The sequence below is a fragment of the Streptococcus equi subsp. zooepidemicus genome (assembly GCF_015689395.1).
GTDB classification, from domain to species: Bacteria; Bacillota; Bacilli; order Lactobacillales; family Streptococcaceae; genus Streptococcus; species Streptococcus equi.
Genome location: NZ_CP065054.1, coordinates 1,461,490 through 1,479,678, shown reverse-complemented (window position 1 = coordinate 1,479,678; position 18,189 = coordinate 1,461,490). Strand labels below are relative to the sequence as shown.

Genomic DNA, 18,189 nt, shown 5'->3' with positions numbered 1-18,189 from the left:
AAAGAAATGGAAACTTATGATATACATGGGAAGCCTTATCATCGAACGCTGATGATTATATTGCTGTTGGTGGGAACCTTTGCAGGAGTTTTAAACCAAACAAGCTTGGGGACAGCTATACCAACATTGATGGAAAATTTTAAGGTACCTTTATCAACAACCCAGCAGGCAACCACTTGGTTTTTGCTTGCTAATGGTATTATGATCCCTGTTTCGGCCTTTTTAGCAACACGATTTTCCACCAAAAGGCTTTACATGACAGCCTATGCTATTCTTGTGAGTGGCTTGTTGCTAGCAGCTCTGGCTCCGACCGCTCATTGGGGAGTTTTTTTAGCAGCGCGTATCGTTCAGGCTTGTGCAGTGGGTATTACCATGCCATTGATGCAGGTGGTGATGATCAACGTTTTTCCTGCGGAGCAGCGTGGTGCAGCAATGGGAATCAATGGCTTGGTGGTTGGGCTAGCTCCGGCTGTTGGACCAACCTTGTCAGGCTGGATTTTGAAAAAGGATTTTTCAGTATTAGGTATTTATTTAGGCTGGCGAGCCATTTTTATCTTGCCTTTAGTGATTTTGCTGTTGGTTTTAAGCCTGTCGCCCTTCATGCTCCGAGATGTTATCCCTCAGCAGGCTGTTAAGCTTGATTCAACATCTCTAGGCTTATCTATCTTAGGGCTGGGTGCTTTTCTCTGGGGCTTTACAAATGTTGCAGCTTATGGCTGGCTAGATATGGTGTACGTGATTTTACCTATTTTAGTCGGTATTGGTGGGATTTACCTCTTTTCCAAGCGTCAGCTACAATTAGAGAAGCCCTTTTTAGATATTAGAGTCTTTCGCAACAAGCAATTTACCTTGACAACAATAGCAATTGCCCTAACGATGATGGCGATGATTGGTGTTGAGATGATGTTGCCGCTGTATCTGCAAAATGTCAGAGGCTTATCTCCATTAAATTCCGGAATGGTTTTATTGCCGGGGGCTTTGATTATGGGGCTGATCAGTCCAGTTTCTGGCCGCATTTATGACAAGATCGGTGCTCGCTATCTGGCGTTATTAGGCTTTACCATTTTAGCTGCGGCGACTCTACCATTTGTATTTCTAAATGAAAATACCTCACGCTTTTTGATTACTGTTTTGTATGCCATTAGAATGTTTGGCATATCAATGATTTTAATGCCTTTAACCGCAAGTGCTATGAATGCCTTGCCATCGCATGAATCGGCGCATGGAACGGCAGCTAATAATACTGTACGCCAGATCTCCTCTTCTATTGTTGTAGCTGTGTTATCGAGTGTGACACAAAACATTATCAGCAGCAAACAGCCGCCTAAAATGCTCCTATCCATACACCCTGAGCAATACGCTCAGCAGCTTCTAGAAGCCAATTTAAATGGCTTTCATGCCTCTTTTTTCCTTGGCTTTATGTTTGCAGTGGTAGGCTTTATTGTTGTGCTTTTCCTGCATAAGGGAAAGGTTATCGAGAAATAGCCCCTGATTAGCGTGATTAGAACAAATAAGCTAAAGGCCTCACGCCAAGTACATGAAAAAACAGCTGTTTTTGATAGCTTTTCTGATTAATGCACTCTTTTTCAAGAAAACTTATGGCACAATGAAGCTAAATGTGAGCAGTTGATGATGTCAAAATAATGGAAAATCTATTGAAAAATGTTTGTGTCTAGAAAATTGTTACCTGCATTTTCTTTGTGTCTCTAGCATGCTAAAAGCATGGGCTGGTTTGAAAAGTCGATGACAAAATAGTATAATGATAAGCATATCAACCTAGAAAAGAAAAGAGACTCATGATTTCTGCAATTGTTTTTGATGTAGATGATACGATTTATGACCAGCAGGCGCCTTACCGTATCGCAATGGAAAAGTGCTTTCCAGATTTTGATATGTCATTGATCAATCGAGCCTATATTCGTTTTCGCCATTATTCTGACGTTGGATTTCCAAGAGTGATGTCAGGTGAGTGGACGACAGAATATTTTCGATTTTGGCGGTGTCGGGAGACCCTGCTTGAGTTTGGCTATCGTGACATTGATCAGGCGACAGGAGTGCATTTTCAAGAGGTCTATGAGCATGAGCTGCAGCATATTACCATGCTTGATGAGATGCGCATGACACTTGATTTCTTGAAGTCAAAAAACGTTCCGATGGGGATTATCACAAATGGACCTACTGAGCACCAGCTAAGGAAGGTGCGTAAGCTAGGGCTATACGATTATGTTGATCCTAAGCGCGTGATTGTCAGTCAGGCGACAGGCTTCCAAAAGCCAGAAAAAGAGATATTCAACCTAGCAGCAGAGCAGTTTGACATGAACCCTGCGACAACCCTTTATGTCGGCGATTCTTACGACAATGATGTTATGGGAGCTAAAAATGGTGGCTGGCATGCCATGTGGTTTAACCACAGAGGTAGAAGCTTAAAGCCTGGGACAAGGCCTATCTATGATGTGGCTATTGATAACTTTGAGCAACTGTTTGGTGCTGTTAAGGTTTTGTTTGATCTGCCGGATAACAAGGTTATTTTTGATATCAATGACAAGAAAAACCCGGTGCTGCAATTAGGTCTTAACAATGGTTTGATGATGGCGGCAGAACGCTTGTTAGAAAGTAATATGAGTATTGATAAGGTTGTTATCCTGTTGCGCTTGAACAAGCAGCAAGAAAGAGTGCTGCGCATGAAGTACGCTAATAGATAGCAGCTATTGATTGACATTAATTGGCACTCCAAAGACTAGAGATAGACTCTAGTTTTGGAGTGCTTTTTCAGATAGCATTCAGTTAAGAAGATAAGACAAAAGGCTATAACAGAAAAAGCAAGTTCGATTCAGTGATTAGCAAGACTATATTAAAGGACTAACTCTATTCTTACCTATCTGATTAGGCTGACTGATTATGGTTATTAGCTTAAGAAAGTCAAGAGAAGCTTCTGTCAAGAGTACAGCTCATGATAAATCAAGTGCTTCTCAAAAGAGTGAGCTAGCTTCATATTTTGTAAGATCATGCCATACCTTCCTCTATCCTCTGCTGCAAGCTGTTCAGCGTTCCTGTTCCTGTGCATTTTCCCCTTGTAGAAGGGCAGTAGCTCCTGATATAGACTTTATTATCGCCAGGCTAGTGCTATTTTCAGCGATCAACCTTTATGACTGCTTCTCCCAAAAGGGCAGATAAGTCAGATTTTTAATGATATTATAATGATTTTTAGCCCATACTATTATCATAATATTAATTTTTTGTTATAATAGACTGGTACATTAAGAAAAGATATTGTTGTTATTAACAAGTCATTTGATGTTATGAAGGCTAGGAGGGAGAAATGAGCTACAGCATTAAATTTGATGATGTCACCTATCTTCAAAACAGTACGCAAAAGACGATAGAATCATGGGGAGACTCCATGTCTAGCTTACAAACCGCCCTGTCAGCCTTGATTGGAGACAGTCGCCTTCAGGGTCAGACCGCTAGCTCCATCAAGAGCTACCTGAGTGAGGTGCATGGGACACTCTTACAAACCCTGCAAAGCCTGATGAATGATTACTCAGCCAGCCTCCTGCTGTATAAGGACGGCTATTACCAGATAGACAGTAACAGCCATGCCCAGTTACCCGGTCAGGTCTTTAAGACCCTGCAGTTAGAGCTTCGGCTCTCGCAGGCTCACCTCAAGGATCAGCTTGAGCTACTACAGAATGCCAGAGCTAAGGTGTCTGACCTAGTACACTACTCTGGTGTCAGTCATGCCAAGACAGTGGTGGATTATAGCGAGCTGATCACTGATATCAATCGCTTGGACGAGGCCATCATTCAATACGAAAGCAATCATGCCAGTCAGGACTTGTCCGCCTTCAAGGAGCTTTTGGCTTCGACCAAGGCCTTGATAGCAGAGTACAGCAGTAAGCCCAAGCGGGCTGGGAGCTATCAGGTTGGGGATATAGGACAGCTCAACACCATCAAACGCTTTGCGACCGCTTATCAGGGGGTGGCTCGTCATCTTGAGACCAATGCCAAGCGTCTCCAAGTGGCGCAGGAGCGAGATCAGGCTCGTTTTGAGGCAGTAGCTGCGGAGGATAGGGCCGGTCAGGGTTGGGTGGATCTGGCACTGAGCCTTGTGACAATAGCGGTTGGGGTAGCGGCTATCGTTATGACAGCAGGAGCAGCAACTCCCTTGGTGGTTGGGGCCTTTGTTGCTGGCAGTGGTACAGTTGCTTATGGGGTGTCGAATCTGTATGAGGCTGGGCACAACATTTATCTAGGCAGCGTTGGCGATGGGGTCACAGTGGCTACCAATCCTATTCGGGATACCTTGTTTATGGGGAATGACAGGCTGTACCACCAGGTTGGTGGCTTGTTTACAACAGCTAGCGCAGCATTAATCCCGATCGGACAGACCAAGAGTGTTGCCAAGGGCTTAACGGAGTTCACGATCGGGGAGGTTGGCGGCTTTATCAGTGGTCAAGCCAGCTATCATGGCACCAGGCTCTTAGGCGGCAGTGAGCAAGACGCCCAAAGAGCTACATTGGTAGGGAATATCCTAGGAGGATTCGCCGCCTCAAGCGCCGCCAGACGGTTCAGCTTGAATGAGCCAATAGCAGCTAGAGTGACGAAACCGACCTACAGCCGCCAGCAGCTTTTGAAGAACCTTGAGAACAGCAGGTTAGCAAGGCAAAGCTCGAGGTTTAAGAATTATGTAGCAAGAGAAAAATTCACGACAACCCTTGCGGGCATGAGTCCTGAAGATAGTCAGCGCTACATTCAATGGCACAAATACGCAAAGGCTGGACTTAGTCCGTCAGATCGAGTAAGAATTTTAAAAATATCTGAGAAGGCACCTAAAGTTGAGTATATTCCAGACACATATACCAAGCAAGAAATACTTGACATAAAACCAAATCCCGACGAAAGAATTTTTCGGCCAAAGGTTAAACGGTACCTTACTTCAGATTATATTAAAGCACATAGACGACAGTTTGATAATGGAGCAGCCAAGTTCCAAAAATTTAAGCCTAATGTTACTTATCAAAAAGGAATAGTCGGAGATGAATTTGGTAATAGTTTTTGGTTGAGTAAAGATCATGCAGATATTATTCAAGATGTTGCCAAAGGTGATAATCGTCTCTACGAGACGCTACTTGGTTTCGATGAAGGGTATTTGGGAGATGGCCCTCTTTACCGATTAGATGTTTCACCAGAGGTTATTTCAGAGAAAGGTATTTCTATTCCAAGTGGTAATGAAAAGAGTGCTAATAGCTGGTGGCGACCTGGAGGTCGTACCTATCCAGGTGATATGCCAGAGGGAGTTATGAAAGATATCAGTACAAGTAAAGGAGATCACACATGGCACGTAGTCAATTAGAGTGGGAAGATGTTAGTCAATATGAGGAAGTCAAGGGTTATGGCCAACAGGTGTGGAAGCATCAGGGGACTTACTATCTAGTGACTAATGAAGGCGGTATAGCTGAGCAGCGAGTAGTATATGAGTTGCCGTATGATTTATTCCAATTATTGGAACAAGGAAAACGGAATTTAGGGGAGATTGCTTTTAAATTACGATATGATTGCTGGCCACCAACGGAAGAAGAGAAAAGAGCTAGTGATAAAGCATTTTTACAAAGATCCCCAATAGCCTTAATTGCAGATCCAACAAGTTGGGAACTTTTTACCCAAGAAGAGCTAAGAAAACTGATTCCAATCGCAGAGCAAAAATGGATAGATTGGAAGGGAAAGCTGCCAGATGATTATGTCAGTCCTTTGAAATAATGTTTAAGATAGCGGAGCAGTGATTAGCTCTGCTATTTTAAAGCATGTTCTTAATAATTAGCCTGCGACCGCTTATCAGGGAGTAGTTCGTCACCTTGAGATCAATGCCAAGCGTCTCCAAGCAGCGCAGGAGCGGGATCAGGCTCGCTTTGAGGCAGTAGCCGCAGCGGACAGGGCCAGTCAGGGCTGGGTGGACCTAGCGCTCAGCCTTGTGACAATAGCGGTTGGAGTTGCGGCTATCGTCATGACAGCAGGGGCAGCGACTCCCTTGGTTGTTGGAGCTTGTGTGGTTGGCAGTGGAACAGTTGCTTATGGGGCGTCGAACTTGTATGAGGCTGGCCATAACATTTATCTAGGCCAGAAGGGCGATGGACTCACAGTGGCTACCAATCCCCTTCGGGATACCTTGTTCATGGGGAATGACAGGCTATACCACCAAGTTGGCGGGCTGTTCACAACAGCCAGTGCAGCACTAATTCCGATTGGTCAGACCAAGAGTGTTGCCAAGGGCTTGACAGAGTTTACGATCGGTGAGGTTGGCGGCTTTATCGGTGGTCAGGCCAGCTATCATGGCACCAAGCTCTTAGGCGGCAGTGAGCAAGATGCCCAAAGAGCTACCTTGGTAGGGAATATCCTAGCAGGCTATGCCGCCTCAAGTGCCGCCAGAAGGTTCAGCTTGAATGAGCCAATAGCAGCTAGAGTGACGAAACCGACCTACAATCACCAGCAGCTTTTGAAGAACCTTGAGAACAGCAGGCTGGCAAGGCAAAGCTCAAGGTTTAAGAGCTATGTAGCTAGAGAAAAGTTAGTGGGGCTTAAAACAGCTATTGCTAGAAAAGTAAAAGGTTTTAATCCGGAGATAGCTAGTACCAAACAAAAGGGTAATTTTGGTGAGATAATGGCTGATGCAAATTTATCTAAACCAATACAAGGAGATAGGGTTACATATAATCTTCGTCGTGTTGGACGTGATGTTCCTAGAAGTCTTGATACCAGACTAGAGAAGGGAATTGATGGTATCTATATAAACGAAGCAGATGGACCTAGCGTTGTTATTAACGAGGCAAAATATGGTTCTTCTACGCTTAATCCCAAAACATCAGATGGTAAACAGATGAATCGTGATTGGATTGAAAATAGAATCATAGAGACAAATTTTGAAAATCTAGAAGATTATTTAAAGGTACGTAATGCTATGCGTCAAGGTGACTATGATTCTGTGTTAAGTAAAGTTGATGCAAAGGGTAATGTTCATCACTATCGATTAGATGAAGATGCTAATATCATAAGTGATTGGCCGTAAAGGAAAGGAAGGCTATGAAAACAAGAGATAAATTAAATACATTGGAAAATTACCAAAAAGTAATAATGTTTCACCAGTGCGTTATTGAAAGTGACTTAGAAAAAATTGAAGACTTGTTAAGAGATGAGAGAAACGGAATTCAAAAAAGTAAGATTGATAATCAGCAAGTTATTCATAATACGAAAAGATGGATGGCTAGAGATTTATTTAAAATTTTTAAAGCTACCTATTCAGCTGGCTATCCAATTTCTGAAGTGAAAAAGGCATTTTTAGATTATTTAGATGTTAAATGTCAAGTATTAGACGGTCAAGTTGCTTATTTAAATGATCTAGACATTATTTCTATAGCGATCTTATTAGATATTGATACAGAGACGATTGCACCTTTTATAGATAATATTGAACAAGTGGGCTATGATGATTTTTTAATAGATTTTCTTATTCGTTGGTATCGTCCAGAATGGAAACAGCACGATGACATTAGTTTTAAACGTCCTTATGGTCACGCTCAAAAAATTATTCAAGCACCGGATAAAGAACAGGCACTAGGCTTCTTGCGGAACTATATATTTAGCAAATGGTATGCAGGTTCTAATGACGCTCCTTGGTATAATAATCACAAAGCAAAAAATCCAGTTTTTCATGTAGGTTACTGGAGTTTTGAGAGCGGTGCAATGGCTAAGATTTTAGAGTTAGATGATAGCAGCTTAAAAGATCAACAATATTATCCGTATGATTTAGTACATTGGAAAAATGTATGACATTGACAAGTTGAAGAAACTCATACAAAGTGCAGAAAAAGAACCTTGAGAACAGCAGGCTAGCAAGGGAGAGCTCAAGGTTTGATGATTACTTTCGAAGAGAGTACCAGTTAAAAGGAAGGTATTTTGCAGAAAGAATCACCATGCCAGATGGAAAATATGCTTATCTGTCCAGTGACCTTGATAAAGCTACCGGAACCCCAATTCCTGTCCGATATAGAAATTACCTTAAGGCTGATGGATCTATTAGTTGGCCAAACTATAATGGCTTTAGTCTTGATGTAAAGGGAAAGTCTATTATGGCCCCGGCTTTCCTAAAAACAGGCGATTTACTTGATAGGTATGGGGAATCTGGAGGACCGTTCACGAGTCCAATCATTAACCATAAGGTTATTTCCTTTAACAAGCGAGGCTTACCCTATCCAGAGGGCTATCAAAATTATCATCAGTACAGGATTCTTCAAGATATTACAATAGAAAATGTTAAGTTTGACTATGATAATCTAGCTTATAAAGATAAATTTATTTTAGATAAATTAATGAAGGATTATAAATTCTCGTTAGATGACATAGCAACTCCACAAAAAGGAATGATTGATCTTGTCTTTGGTTCTGGTGGAGGTATCTAAAGAAAGCTAGGAACTTCTGTAAGTTGGTATGAAAAATTGGGTTTAATTAAGGAGATAAAGTAGATGAAAAATTTAGATCATCAAAAGGCAGAACTATTAGAAGCAATCCATCAATTAGGTTATGATAGTCTAAGGTATTCCATTTTTTCTAAAGAGAGACCAGGAGAATGGGAAGTAGTTATTGAATATGATGATACTAGTGGAGTGTATCTTGTTTATGGAACCATGGATAGAAGTAGCTATCATGGAAAGACAGCGTATCGTAAATTTAATGCTGCAAAGGAGGGCTTCATGACATTTTTAGAAGATATTGTGATGATAAATAAATACTATGTGGAAGAGGGCATGCCTGTAAATTACGATTCTCCTTTGTGGTCAAACAATTAATACAAAGAAAGGAGATCACACATGGCACGCAGTCAATTAGAGTGGGAAGATAAATGAAATAATGGTCCTAGGAAATGTCCCAACTGGAAACTATCTTATGAACTCTTTTATGGAAAAGTGTTGCACTTCATTGGATAATGTACCACCTGAAAAGTATTGGTAGAGTTGGTAGAAAGTAAAAAAGCACCGATTCGGTGCTCCCCTTTTCAGGTTGATTACGGACAAAGCCTTATTTTAACTTTGCTATGCTGTATTGAATAGTTTTAATGTCAGTAAATGATTACAAGGTAACAGTTGCAGTAGTAATTGGTCTTCATGCTTGCTATTAAGCAAGTAACGATTGCCAATGATGAGTAATACTGCGATAGTGATTGTCATTGTATGGCCTCTTTTCTGCTGGCATAATGGGGACAAATTAAGGGAATTGTAACTTCCCTTTACCCACCAGAGGGGATTTATGCTTGCGATAGCTTAGGTTGTCGGTCAGGTTAATCAATATTTTCAGGTAAGATATGTTTGATGTAGTGGTTGTTGAGGAAATTACCCTTACTTTTATTTTCCTACCCTACTATTGGCAGAAAAGTACCATAGAATGAACTGGTCTGTTTAATCTGTGATTTATCAAACGATTGTCAATCTTTTGGCAATAGCTCGTTTGCTGTTACACCAAAAATGTTATGCAGCTTGATTAACTTTTTGATTGGAGCTTTGCGCTGGCCATTTTCTACCATACTGAGAGTTAGTTTGTTGGTTTCTAGTAGCTCAGCAAGTTGGCTTTGACTTGGTTTAGCAAGCTTTCTTTGGTGGTGTATTTACTTATGCTTCCTTGGCAGCGAGAGTAAGGCAGAGGCTCATGACCCTGCTTAGCCTTGATAACGATGTGAGTGTGATGCTTTCCAGCAGAGAGTACTGTGATATGTTTATCTTTTATTCCGAGCGATTCTGTGGTATTCTTAAGGTCTTTCATATGAGCTTTTCTAATGAGTTGTTTGATCGCTTTTCATGATAAGTCTTATGGGACTTTTTGATGCACAAAAAGCCCTATAATCTCCATGGTGGACTTACCCACTACAGAAATGATAGAGCCAAAAATCTCCATTTGAGGATTTTTTTGTAACCAAATGAAGCAGTCGTTCGTTATATAGGTGAAGAAGGGAGGGGAGAATTATCAGGCTAGATGCTTATGAAAGAGAGCTAGTGGCTTATTCTAAGGAAATTATTGCCTACCTAGTGAGATCAGGTGTTGCTAAGGAGCTAGCGCGTGATATTAGTCAGGACGTTTTGTTAAAAATGCTTGAGAGTGACCTTGCTTTGCCTCCTGAAAAAATACGTGCCTGGATGTATCGGGTCGCTGTTAGAAAATACATTGACCAATACAGGCGGGATAAGGCTTACTTGGATATTCTCCAAAGAGACTTTTTTCATCAAGAAAGGGTTGTTGAATTTGATCAGCCCAACTATGAGCCGCTCTATACAGCAGTCAATGAATTGCCAGAAAAATACCGCTGGGTTCTATCGCTTTATTACTTTCAGGACCTATCAGTCAAGGAGGTGGCATCTTTGCTCCATTGGTCTGTTAGCAGCGTCAAGGTCAACTTGATGCGGGGAAGACGATGCCTTAAAGAAAAACTAAAGAAAGCAGGTTATACCTATGACGATTTCAACTGATTTTGAAGCCATTGCTAAGCGCCATAAAAGGAGGCTGACCCTTAAATATGTAGTGCTGAGTGCTGGCTTAGCCTTAGTAGCTCTTGTGCTGGGCTATATGGGATTAAATCGATTGACCAGCATGAACGGTCAGTATTTGATGGCTTATTACAACAATCGTATACAAATTGCTTATCCTAATATTGATGTTAATAGCTTCTTTTATAATGCCAATTCGCAGTTTACTGGTGAGCTTCATTCTGAGCGAACCAAGGACATTGATGGCATTTCGGTGCCGTTTGAGCCCTATAGAGCTCCTTATTCCTTGGTTTTACGCCGAACTGATTCCAGCAATGAATACCTTGTTTCAGGTGATGATGGACGGTCAACTTATACAAGAGGCGCACATTATAAAATGCCTCGCTTCTTCAACACTAAGGCCAAGATCACAGAAAGCAATTATGACAAGCCAACGCAGGACCTAGACTTTATTGCTGACATGTCAGGACAGGCGGTTGAGGTAGCCATTACCTTTGATAAGCCTTATTTATTATCGGACATAGTCAAGCTGGTTCCAGACCAGCTAAAGCTGAATTGGATCTGGATTGGCACAGAAAGCAGCTATGACACCTCAGGGCTTTTCCCTGCTAATTTATATGGCTTTAAGCCAGACTGGAAGGCCAATATGACGTACAAGGAGCAAAAGCAGTTAGATGAAAAAATAAACAATATCCTAAAAAAGGACAACGAGGCTGATCTGTCTAAGCTTAATGCTGCTTACGATAAGCCAGTTACCCCGACGGTGGCTCTGCAAAATTCCTATGATACCTTCAGGCATTATCTACAGGAGGCAGTTGACAATCACTGGATTAATAATACCTATGGCGACGCTAATGGAACTCATTTAAGTGAGCAGGAGGATGTGGCCTTATTTCTAAAAAACAATCGCAATGTCAAAACAGCTAAGTTTGCTGGCATTATTTTAACCGGCAAGGCTGAGCAGTTTGCCTCCTTAAAAACGGCTGATTGGATCTATGCTTCAAATATTGGTCAGTCTGTTACCATTCAGCCCTATCATCAGCTAACTAAGTAAATAAAAAGCTTGTGCTGACAATCAAGCGCATCAGGCAAAGGATAAAAGCTTAAAAGATTAAGTCAAGCAATCGATGCTTAAAAAAGCTCCAGCTTAGGTCAAAAGACGTCAAAAGGCTCTTGGAGGTCAGTGTTTGATCACTGCTTCTGGGGCTTTTTGCTTTGCTGCAATCAAAAAAGCTTGAAGCAGCTCTCTCAATTGAGCATGTCCTTCAAGCTGAGACTCTTATATTTTATAGTATTTGTAAGTATAGTTTTAGCTAGCCTTCTTTTAAGCCCAAGGAATTAGCTTACTGTTTAGTATCTTTTTCTAAATTATTGATAATAACTGGATAATCCTTCAATGCAGACTTCATGTCATTTAGAGTGCTTTGGTATGCTGTTTGGTCTGAAGCTACCAATGCTAGCTTGTCATTCCATGCTTTATAGTTTAATGGCTCTGCCTTTAGAGCAGCATCTAAATGATTAAGCTTAGTCTCCTTGTCAGTAGCTGCTTCAGCCTTATATCGTTCATATTCTGAGGCATTATAAGCGTCTATATTAAGAGAGTAGACGTTATGAATTTGGACATAAGGAAGTGTTGTGTTGTAGTTACCACAGCCTGTCCAGCCTGAGACATCATAGCCGAGCTGATAGGTATGGTCAGCATTTAAGTAGATATAAGCACAGTGACCTGGTTGTCCAATCGGAAAGGCTGGCACACCGTAAGCCTGTGCTAGCACACTACTTAATTTAGACATGGCACCGCAGACACCACCATATTTGATGACTTCCTTGATGGTTGGATTTGGTCCGTAAAAGCCAGAGCTGTGGACGCTCACACCTGTTTCTGGGTTGGTCCCGACATAACTGATTAGCGAATAGCCCTTAGTGATGTCATTACGGTTAATCATAGCAGGCTTATTGGTTTCAACGTATTGTCTTAGCCATTTCATGTCCTCATCAGTAATTTTGGCATTGACGACATTTCGGATTTGCTCAACAGTTAAGCTGTAAAAATCTTCAAATAAGACATTGCCTTGCTCGGCCTCTGCAAAGGTTACAAATCTTTCAAGAGGATCAATCTTTTGGCTCTCATTGTACCAAGCGCCCACAGGCTTGGTAAATTCCAAGGCAACCGCAATAGCCATTTTGAGTTGAATACCTTGATGTGAGGCTTTGTATTTATCCCAAATCTTAAACCACAATTCCAATGCTTCTAGCTCATTGGTGAGGTTATAGGTGTTTTTGAATTGGTATGATGACATGCCACCCTGTGCTGCAGAATGGGCATAGCCTGCACCAAGATATAATTGCATTGCTTCATTATCTTTGAGCAACCAATCAATAAAGGCTTTATGCTTGTCGTCTTTCTTCTTGAAGTCCTCGATTTTTTCCTTGGTTAGTCTTTTTTCAACGGCTTGTACGAGTGTATTAGTAGCTTTAGCCTCTAGTGCAAATACAGAAGCCAAACCACCCTTGGTGATTCGAATCTCTGCCTTATTTTTAGGGAGGCTAAGAGAAACAGCCTTGTTTTCTTCATCATAGGCTTTGACTCTAGTATGGTGCTCACTACCAGTTAGGCGGATCTTGTAGCCCACCTTGAAGGGAATAGTCTCTGTTTTAGCTGTTAGAACTTGGTTTCCGATAAAGTCTTGTGTGTAGACAACCTTGTCTTTTAAGTCTAAGACCTCAAGCTTTTCGTAAGTCCCACTGAAGTAAACATGTGGCTTAGCCTTTTTGGTTTTTAGAGTTAAGGTAGAGGCGTTGTAGTCAACCTTTAAGGTTGCGTATTCTGCATTGCCTAAGCCAAGGAAATGTAGGGTTCTATTTTTCTCATCAATACGCTCAAGCTGCCCGTTTCTCACCACATAAGTGTAAGGGTTGGTATTGTTTTGCTTTAGAGCGTCATTGTGGTTAGTGTAGAAGCGGTTAGGCTCCTGCTTAGTGATGACTAGGTAATAGCCTTCCTTGAGAGTAAGGCTTTCTGTTTTAGCTGTTTGGGAAACATTACCCACGTATTCCTTAGCATAAACGATTTCTTTTTTCTCATTGAGAATGGTTAGGGTAGCGTAATTGTTAGCGATGTAAGAGTGTGGCTGTCCTTTTTTAGTGACTAAGCTTGCAGTGTAGCTGCCGTCAGCATAGAAGTAGAGCTGGGCAAAGATACCATTTCCTAGCCCTTGTAGGGTAAACTGTTGTAATAGGCTAGCTGCCTTATCCAGTAGGCTTAGGATTTGCTCTTTTTCAGGCTCTGTTGAGTCAGTCGCCTTTTTCCTAAGAGCATCTATTTTTTCTTGTGTGACACCACTTGCTAGCTTACTTGTAGACTCATCTGTAAATAGAGTCAGTACCTCAGACTCAAGCTCTGAGCCTGTTTTAGACCTCATTAGCTCTAGTGAGTGGTCAAGAAGCTTTAAGGTTGCTTGATTTTTAGAGAGTGTTAATGGCGCTTCTACCGCATAATCATCGTAGAATTTCACTCTGGTATGGTGCTCACTACCTGTTAAGCGGATCTTGTAGCCTACTTTAAAAGGAATGGTCTCTGTTTTAGCTTCGAGGACTTGAGTTCCAATGAAGTCCTTTGTGTAGATCACTTGATTTTCTGTATCTAGGACCTCAAGCTTTTCATAAGACCCACTGAAGTAAACATGTGGCTTGGTCTGCTTGGTTTTGAGGGTTAGGGTAGAGGCATTGTAATCAACCCTTAAGGTTGCGTATTCTGCATTGCCTAAGCCAAGGAAGCGCAGCGTTCTATTGCTGTCATCAATACGCTCAAGCTGCCCATCTCTCACCACATAAGTGTAAGGGTTGGTATTGTTTTGCTTTAGAGCGTCATTGTGGTTAGTGTAGAAGCGGTTAGGCTCCTGCTTATTGATGATGAGGTAATAGCCCTCTTTTAGCTCAAGCTCTTCTGTTTGTGCTACCTGAGAAACGTTACCGACATATTCCTTTGAATAGACGGTTTCTTTTTTGTTATTAAGAATCGTTATCGTAGCGTAATTAGTAGAGAAATAAGAGTGAGGCTGGCCCCTTTTAGTGATCAAACTTGCAGTGTAGCTGCCATCAGCATAGAAGTAAAGTTGAGCAAAGACACCATTGCCTAACCCTTGTAGGGTAAACTGCTGTAATAGGCTAGCTGCCTTATCTAGTAGACCTAGGATTTGCTCTTTTTCAGGCTCTGTTGAGTCAGTCGCCTTTTGCTTTAAGGTATCTATTTTTTCTTGTGTGACACCACTTGCCAGCTTACTGCAGGAGTTATCTGTAAATAAGGCTTGGGTATCAGTCATCAGTTGTGATGGCTTAGCCTCGGCAGAAGGAGCAGCTGTATCACCTGCATTAACTGTAGCGGCTGTTCCATCAGAAGCATCAGTAGTTGCATAAACAATTGCTGGAGAGAGCTGATGTAATGTTAATATTCCAACACATGCTAGTGCTATTATTTTCTTTAGTTTCATCGTTATAAAGTCCTTTTACAATAATATAAAGTGATTCAAAACTCTGGGAAAAGAATAGCTAGCCTTAAAACTATACTCGCAAATACTATAAAATAGAAAGACTATTTACCCTTCTTAGCTCTTGATGCTGTGATGACGATATTGTTACGGTGTTAAAAATCCTATCCCTCCTTTTTGACTATTTTGTCTTTCTTATTCCATAATATTAAAAAATCAGAATATGTCAATATATATTTTCTTTAATCCTAGAAATGATAAATATGTTTGGAAAAATCTTAATCATTGATAGCCTTAAAATGTTATTATAACAGTGTTTTGTGATTTAAATAAGTAAATTTTTAAAATGGTTAAATAGACTATAAAATTAACGAAATATAATAAAAAAGATAGAAAATATTAACAAGCTAACTCTGTGATCATCGACCACGATAGACACATGAAAGATTTTTAGCAAGAAAATAAAGCTTCCTGTATTTCAATGTTCGTCCATTTTAAGACTATGTACGATTTTGTATAGATTCGACTATAGGAAGGACGTTGAAGGTGTCACCTTTAATCGATATTATCATTCGGAAATAGCTGTTTCGTGCGTCTGTCATGGACCATCAAGTCTCCACTATCTTAGTTTTGGATCGGTATGTCCTGCCTATGATTTATAGATCTCAGAATGCATTATCTCTTAACAATTCAACTCTCCTCCAAAAGTATGCAAATGCCTAGGGCCTTGAAAAGCAAAAAACGGTAAAGAGCTGATTGCCTGAGAGAAGACGAAAACACTTTCCTTTTTTGTATGTCAGGGTTGTTGAAATCAAGGATAACGATAAATCCGTTAAAGTTCCTCACTTACTGCTTGCAATTTCCTTATAATTTGCTACAATAGTAAGGTAAAGTTAGACTGTATTGCCTACCGTCTATCTATAAAATATATTTTATTGGAGGCTTTTCCTAAAATGGCAAAAGAAAAATACGATCGTAGTAAACCCCACGTTAACATTGGTACAATTGGACACGTTGACCATGGTAAAACTACTTTAACAGCTGCAATCACAACTGTTCTTGCACGTCGTCTACCAAGCTCAGTTAACCAACCAAAAGACTACGCTTCAATTGATGCTGCTCCAGAAGAACGCGAACGCGGAATCACTATCAACACTGCACACGTTGAGTACGAAACTGCTACACGTCACTATGCGCACATCGACGCGCCAGGACACGCGGACTACGTTAAAAACATGATCACTGGTGCCGCTCAAATGGACGGAGCTATCCTTGTAGTTGCTTCAACTGACGGACCAATGCCACAAACTCGTGAGCACATCCTTCTTTCACGTCAGGTTGGTGTTAAGCACCTTATCGTGTTCATGAACAAGGTTGACCTTGTTGACGATGAAGAATTGCTTGAGCTTGTTGAAATGGAAATTCGTGACCTTCTTTCAGAATACGATTTCCCAGGTGATGACCTTCCAGTTATCCAAGGTTCAGCGCTTAAGGCTCTTGAAGGCGACAGCAAATACGAAGATATCATCATGGAATTGATGGATACTGTTGATTCATACATTCCAGAACCAGAACGTGACACAGACAAGCCATTGCTTCTTCCAGTCGAGGACGTATTCTCAATCACTGGACGTGGTACTGTTGCTTCAGGACGTATCGACCGCGGTACTGTTCGTGTTAACGACGAAATCGAAATCGTTGGTATCAGAGACGAGATCAAAAAAGCAGTTGTTACTGGTGTCGAAATGTTCCGTAAACAGCTTGACGAAGGTCTTGCAGGGGACAACGTTGGTGTTCTTCTTCGTGGTGTACAACGTGATGAAATCGAACGTGGTCAAGTTATTGCTAAGCCAGGTTCTATCAACCCACACACTAAATTCAAAGGTGAAGTATACATCCTTACTAAAGAAGAAGGTGGACGTCACACACCATTCTTCAACAACTATCGTCCACAATTCTACTTCCGTACTACTGACGTAACAGGTTCAATCGAGCTTCCAGCAGGTACAGAAATGGTTATGCCTGGTGATAACGTGACTATTGACGTTGAGTTGATCCACCCAATCGCCGTAGAACAAGGTACTACATTCTCAATTCGTGAAGGTGGACGTACTGTTGGTTCAGGTATCGTTTCAGAAATCGAAGCTTAATTTTGATTAAGTTCCCAGATAACGATTAAAGTCAGACAGCTTAATTGTGAGAGCCCTTGTTTTAAGGGCTCTTTTTGCTCTGTTTATAAAGATGAGGACTTAGCGGGTCTGCTTAGCTAATCGATAAGCCTTATCGTTTGAAAATGGTTTCAGAAAATACTCTTTTCTTTGTGAAAATATTCCTAAAAGTCAGCCATTTTCTTTTATTAGCATAGAAATTGTGCTAGAATAGTAGATGTAAATAAAAAAAGAAGAGGTATGTGAAATGTCACGTAAACCAATTATTGCCGGTAACTGGAAAATGAACAAAAATCCTCAAGAGGCAAAAGCCTTTGTTGAGGCAGTAGTAAGCAAATTACCTTCAAACGATCTTGTTGACGTTGCAGTAGCAGCACCAGCTGTTGACTTGGTCACTACAATTGAGGCTGCTAAGGACTCTGTCCTTAAGGTTGCTGCGCAAAACTGTTATTTTGAAAATTCAGGCGCTTATACAGGCGAAACCTCTCCGAAGGTTCTTGCTGACATGGGAGCTGACTATGTGGTGATTGGTCACTCTGAGCGTCGTGACTATTTCCACGAAACTGATGAGGATATCAATAAAAAAGCAAAAACCATCTTTGCTAATGGCTTAACACCAATTATCTGCTGTGGTGAGTCTCTTGAGACCTATGAGGCTGGTCAGGCAGTAGCCTTTGTTGGTGCACAGGTGTCCGCGGCTCTAGAGGGGCTATCTGCTGAGCAGGTTGCTTCATTGGTATTGGCATATGAGCCAATCTGGGCTATCGGTACTGGTAAATCTGCCACTCAAGAAGATGCTCAAAGCATGTGTAAGGCTGTTCGCGATGTGGTTGCTGCTGACTTTGGTCAAGAGGTGGCAGACAAGGTTCGTGTACAGTATGGTGGTTCTGTGAAGCCTGAAAACATTAAGGAGTACATGGCTTGTCCAGATGTTGACGGAGCTCTTGTCGGTGGTGCATCACTAGAAGCAGATAGCTTCCTTGCCTTGCTTGATTTTGTCAACTAATGACA

The 18,189-nt window shown here is 41.3% G+C and carries 15 protein-coding genes; 12 read left to right on the top strand and 3 right to left on the bottom strand.

The window, feature by feature from the left end; genetic code table 11:
* Positions 1 to 6 precede the first annotated feature (6 nt).
* From I2432_RS06995 to I2432_RS06960, 8 genes are all read left to right on the top strand, one after another.
* Positions 7 to 1,485: an MDR family MFS transporter gene (locus I2432_RS06995; RefSeq protein ID WP_043039144.1), complete on the top strand. Its 1,479-nt coding sequence runs from the start codon at positions 7 to 9 to the stop codon at positions 1,483 to 1,485.
* 311 nt (positions 1,486 to 1,796) lie between these two features.
* Complete coding sequence (locus tag I2432_RS06990) at positions 1,797 to 2,702, top strand: HAD family hydrolase (protein WP_012679809.1); 906 nt, start codon at positions 1,797 to 1,799, stop codon at positions 2,700 to 2,702.
* Between the two features lie 617 nt (positions 2,703 to 3,319).
* Positions 3,320 to 5,353 (top strand): T7SS effector LXG polymorphic toxin, encoded by a 2,034-nt coding sequence (locus tag I2432_RS06985; RefSeq protein ID WP_111678241.1) that lies wholly within the window; start codon positions 3,320 to 3,322, stop codon positions 5,351 to 5,353.
* Positions 5,335 to 5,757 (top strand): hypothetical protein, encoded by a 423-nt coding sequence (locus I2432_RS06980; protein ID WP_043039143.1) that lies wholly within the window; start codon positions 5,335 to 5,337, stop codon positions 5,755 to 5,757. The genes I2432_RS06985 and I2432_RS06980 overlap by 19 nt, the downstream gene beginning before the upstream one ends.
* A gap of 190 nt (positions 5,758 to 5,947) precedes the next feature.
* A complete protein-coding gene (locus I2432_RS10340) occupies positions 5,948 to 7,060 on the top strand; it encodes a hypothetical protein (protein WP_231191967.1) in 1,113 nt (370 codons plus the stop codon).
* A 14-nt stretch (positions 7,061 to 7,074) separates the two neighbouring features.
* Positions 7,075 to 7,821, top strand: a complete 747-nt coding sequence (locus tag I2432_RS06970; RefSeq protein WP_043039136.1) for a PoNe immunity protein domain-containing protein — start codon at positions 7,075 to 7,077, stop codon at positions 7,819 to 7,821.
* Between the two features lie 29 nt (positions 7,822 to 7,850).
* Positions 7,851 to 8,450 carry a glycohydrolase toxin TNT-related protein gene (locus tag I2432_RS06965; protein WP_229297449.1) on the top strand — a complete coding sequence of 200 codons (600 nt, stop codon included), beginning with the start codon at positions 7,851 to 7,853 and terminating at the stop codon, positions 8,448 to 8,450.
* 63 nt (positions 8,451 to 8,513) lie between these two features.
* Positions 8,514 to 8,837, top strand: coding sequence for an Imm59 family immunity protein (locus I2432_RS06960; protein WP_012678588.1), 324 nt, complete (start codon positions 8,514 to 8,516; stop codon positions 8,835 to 8,837).
* Positions 8,838 to 9,469: 632 nt separating this feature from the next.
* On the opposite strand, the gene I2432_RS06955 is transcribed toward I2432_RS06960, so the two are convergent.
* Together I2432_RS06955 and I2432_RS06950 are read right to left on the bottom strand one after the other, a co-directional pair.
* Entirely contained in the window at positions 9,470 to 9,649 is a 180-nt protein-coding gene (locus I2432_RS06955; protein WP_080332801.1) for a helix-turn-helix domain-containing protein, read from the bottom strand.
* Complete coding sequence (locus I2432_RS06950) at positions 9,592 to 9,804, bottom strand: hypothetical protein (protein ID WP_043039135.1); 213 nt, start codon at positions 9,802 to 9,804, stop codon at positions 9,592 to 9,594. Before I2432_RS06950 ends, I2432_RS06955 begins: the two co-directional genes overlap by 58 nt.
* A 230-nt stretch (positions 9,805 to 10,034) precedes the next feature.
* Between I2432_RS06950 and I2432_RS06945 the strand changes: the two genes are divergently transcribed.
* Together I2432_RS06945 and I2432_RS06940 are read left to right on the top strand one after the other, a co-directional pair.
* A complete protein-coding gene (locus I2432_RS06945; protein WP_043039134.1) occupies positions 10,035 to 10,505 on the top strand; it encodes an RNA polymerase sigma factor in 471 nt (156 codons plus the stop codon).
* Entirely contained in the window at positions 10,489 to 11,577 is a 1,089-nt protein-coding gene (locus I2432_RS06940) for an anti sigma factor C-terminal domain-containing protein (RefSeq protein ID WP_043039133.1), read from the top strand. Before I2432_RS06945 ends, I2432_RS06940 begins: the two co-directional genes overlap by 17 nt.
* A 289-nt stretch (positions 11,578 to 11,866) precedes the next feature.
* Here the strand turns inward: I2432_RS06940 and I2432_RS06935 are convergent, their stop codons facing one another.
* Positions 11,867 to 15,013, bottom strand: a complete 3,147-nt coding sequence (locus tag I2432_RS06935; RefSeq protein ID WP_043039132.1) for a putative mucin/carbohydrate-binding domain-containing protein — start codon at positions 15,011 to 15,013, stop codon at positions 11,867 to 11,869.
* A gap of 950 nt (positions 15,014 to 15,963) precedes the next feature.
* On the opposite strand from I2432_RS06935, the gene tuf reads away from it, so the two are divergent.
* Both tuf and tpiA read left to right on the top strand, forming a co-directional pair.
* Positions 15,964 to 17,160, top strand: coding sequence for an elongation factor Tu (gene tuf, locus I2432_RS06930; protein WP_012515923.1), 1,197 nt, complete (start codon positions 15,964 to 15,966; stop codon positions 17,158 to 17,160).
* 265 nt (positions 17,161 to 17,425) lie between these two features.
* Entirely contained in the window at positions 17,426 to 18,184 is a 759-nt protein-coding gene (gene tpiA / locus I2432_RS06925; protein ID WP_206152442.1) for a triose-phosphate isomerase, read from the top strand.
* The last annotated feature ends 5 nt before the right edge of the window (positions 18,185 to 18,189 follow it).

What these genes read in the sequence shown, in the direction of transcription:
- I2432_RS06960 (WP_012678588.1), top strand. Translation starts at nt 8,514, where the DNA reads ATGAAAAATTTAGATCATCAAAAGGCAGAACTATTAGAAGCAATCCAT.
- I2432_RS06990 (WP_012679809.1), top strand. Translation starts at nt 1,797, where the DNA reads ATGATTTCTGCAATTGTTTTTGATGTAGATGATACGATTTATGACCAG.
- I2432_RS06995 (WP_043039144.1), top strand. Translation starts at nt 7, where the DNA reads ATGGAAACTTATGATATACATGGGAAGCCTTATCATCGAACGCTGATG.
- I2432_RS06970 (WP_043039136.1), top strand. Translation starts at nt 7,075, where the DNA reads ATGAAAACAAGAGATAAATTAAATACATTGGAAAATTACCAAAAAGTA.
- I2432_RS06950 (WP_043039135.1), bottom strand. Translation starts at nt 9,804, where the DNA reads ATGAAAGACCTTAAGAATACCACAGAATCGCTCGGAATAAAAGATAAA.
- tuf (WP_012515923.1), top strand. Translation starts at nt 15,964, where the DNA reads ATGGCAAAAGAAAAATACGATCGTAGTAAACCCCACGTTAACATTGGT.
- I2432_RS06985 (WP_111678241.1), top strand. Translation starts at nt 3,320, where the DNA reads ATGAGCTACAGCATTAAATTTGATGATGTCACCTATCTTCAAAACAGT.
- I2432_RS06940 (WP_043039133.1), top strand. Translation starts at nt 10,489, where the DNA reads ATGACGATTTCAACTGATTTTGAAGCCATTGCTAAGCGCCATAAAAGG.
- I2432_RS06980 (WP_043039143.1), top strand. Translation starts at nt 5,335, where the DNA reads ATGGCACGTAGTCAATTAGAGTGGGAAGATGTTAGTCAATATGAGGAA.
- tpiA (WP_206152442.1), top strand. Translation starts at nt 17,426, where the DNA reads ATGTCACGTAAACCAATTATTGCCGGTAACTGGAAAATGAACAAAAAT.
- I2432_RS06935 (WP_043039132.1), bottom strand. Translation starts at nt 15,013, where the DNA reads ATGAAACTAAAGAAAATAATAGCACTAGCATGTGTTGGAATATTAACA.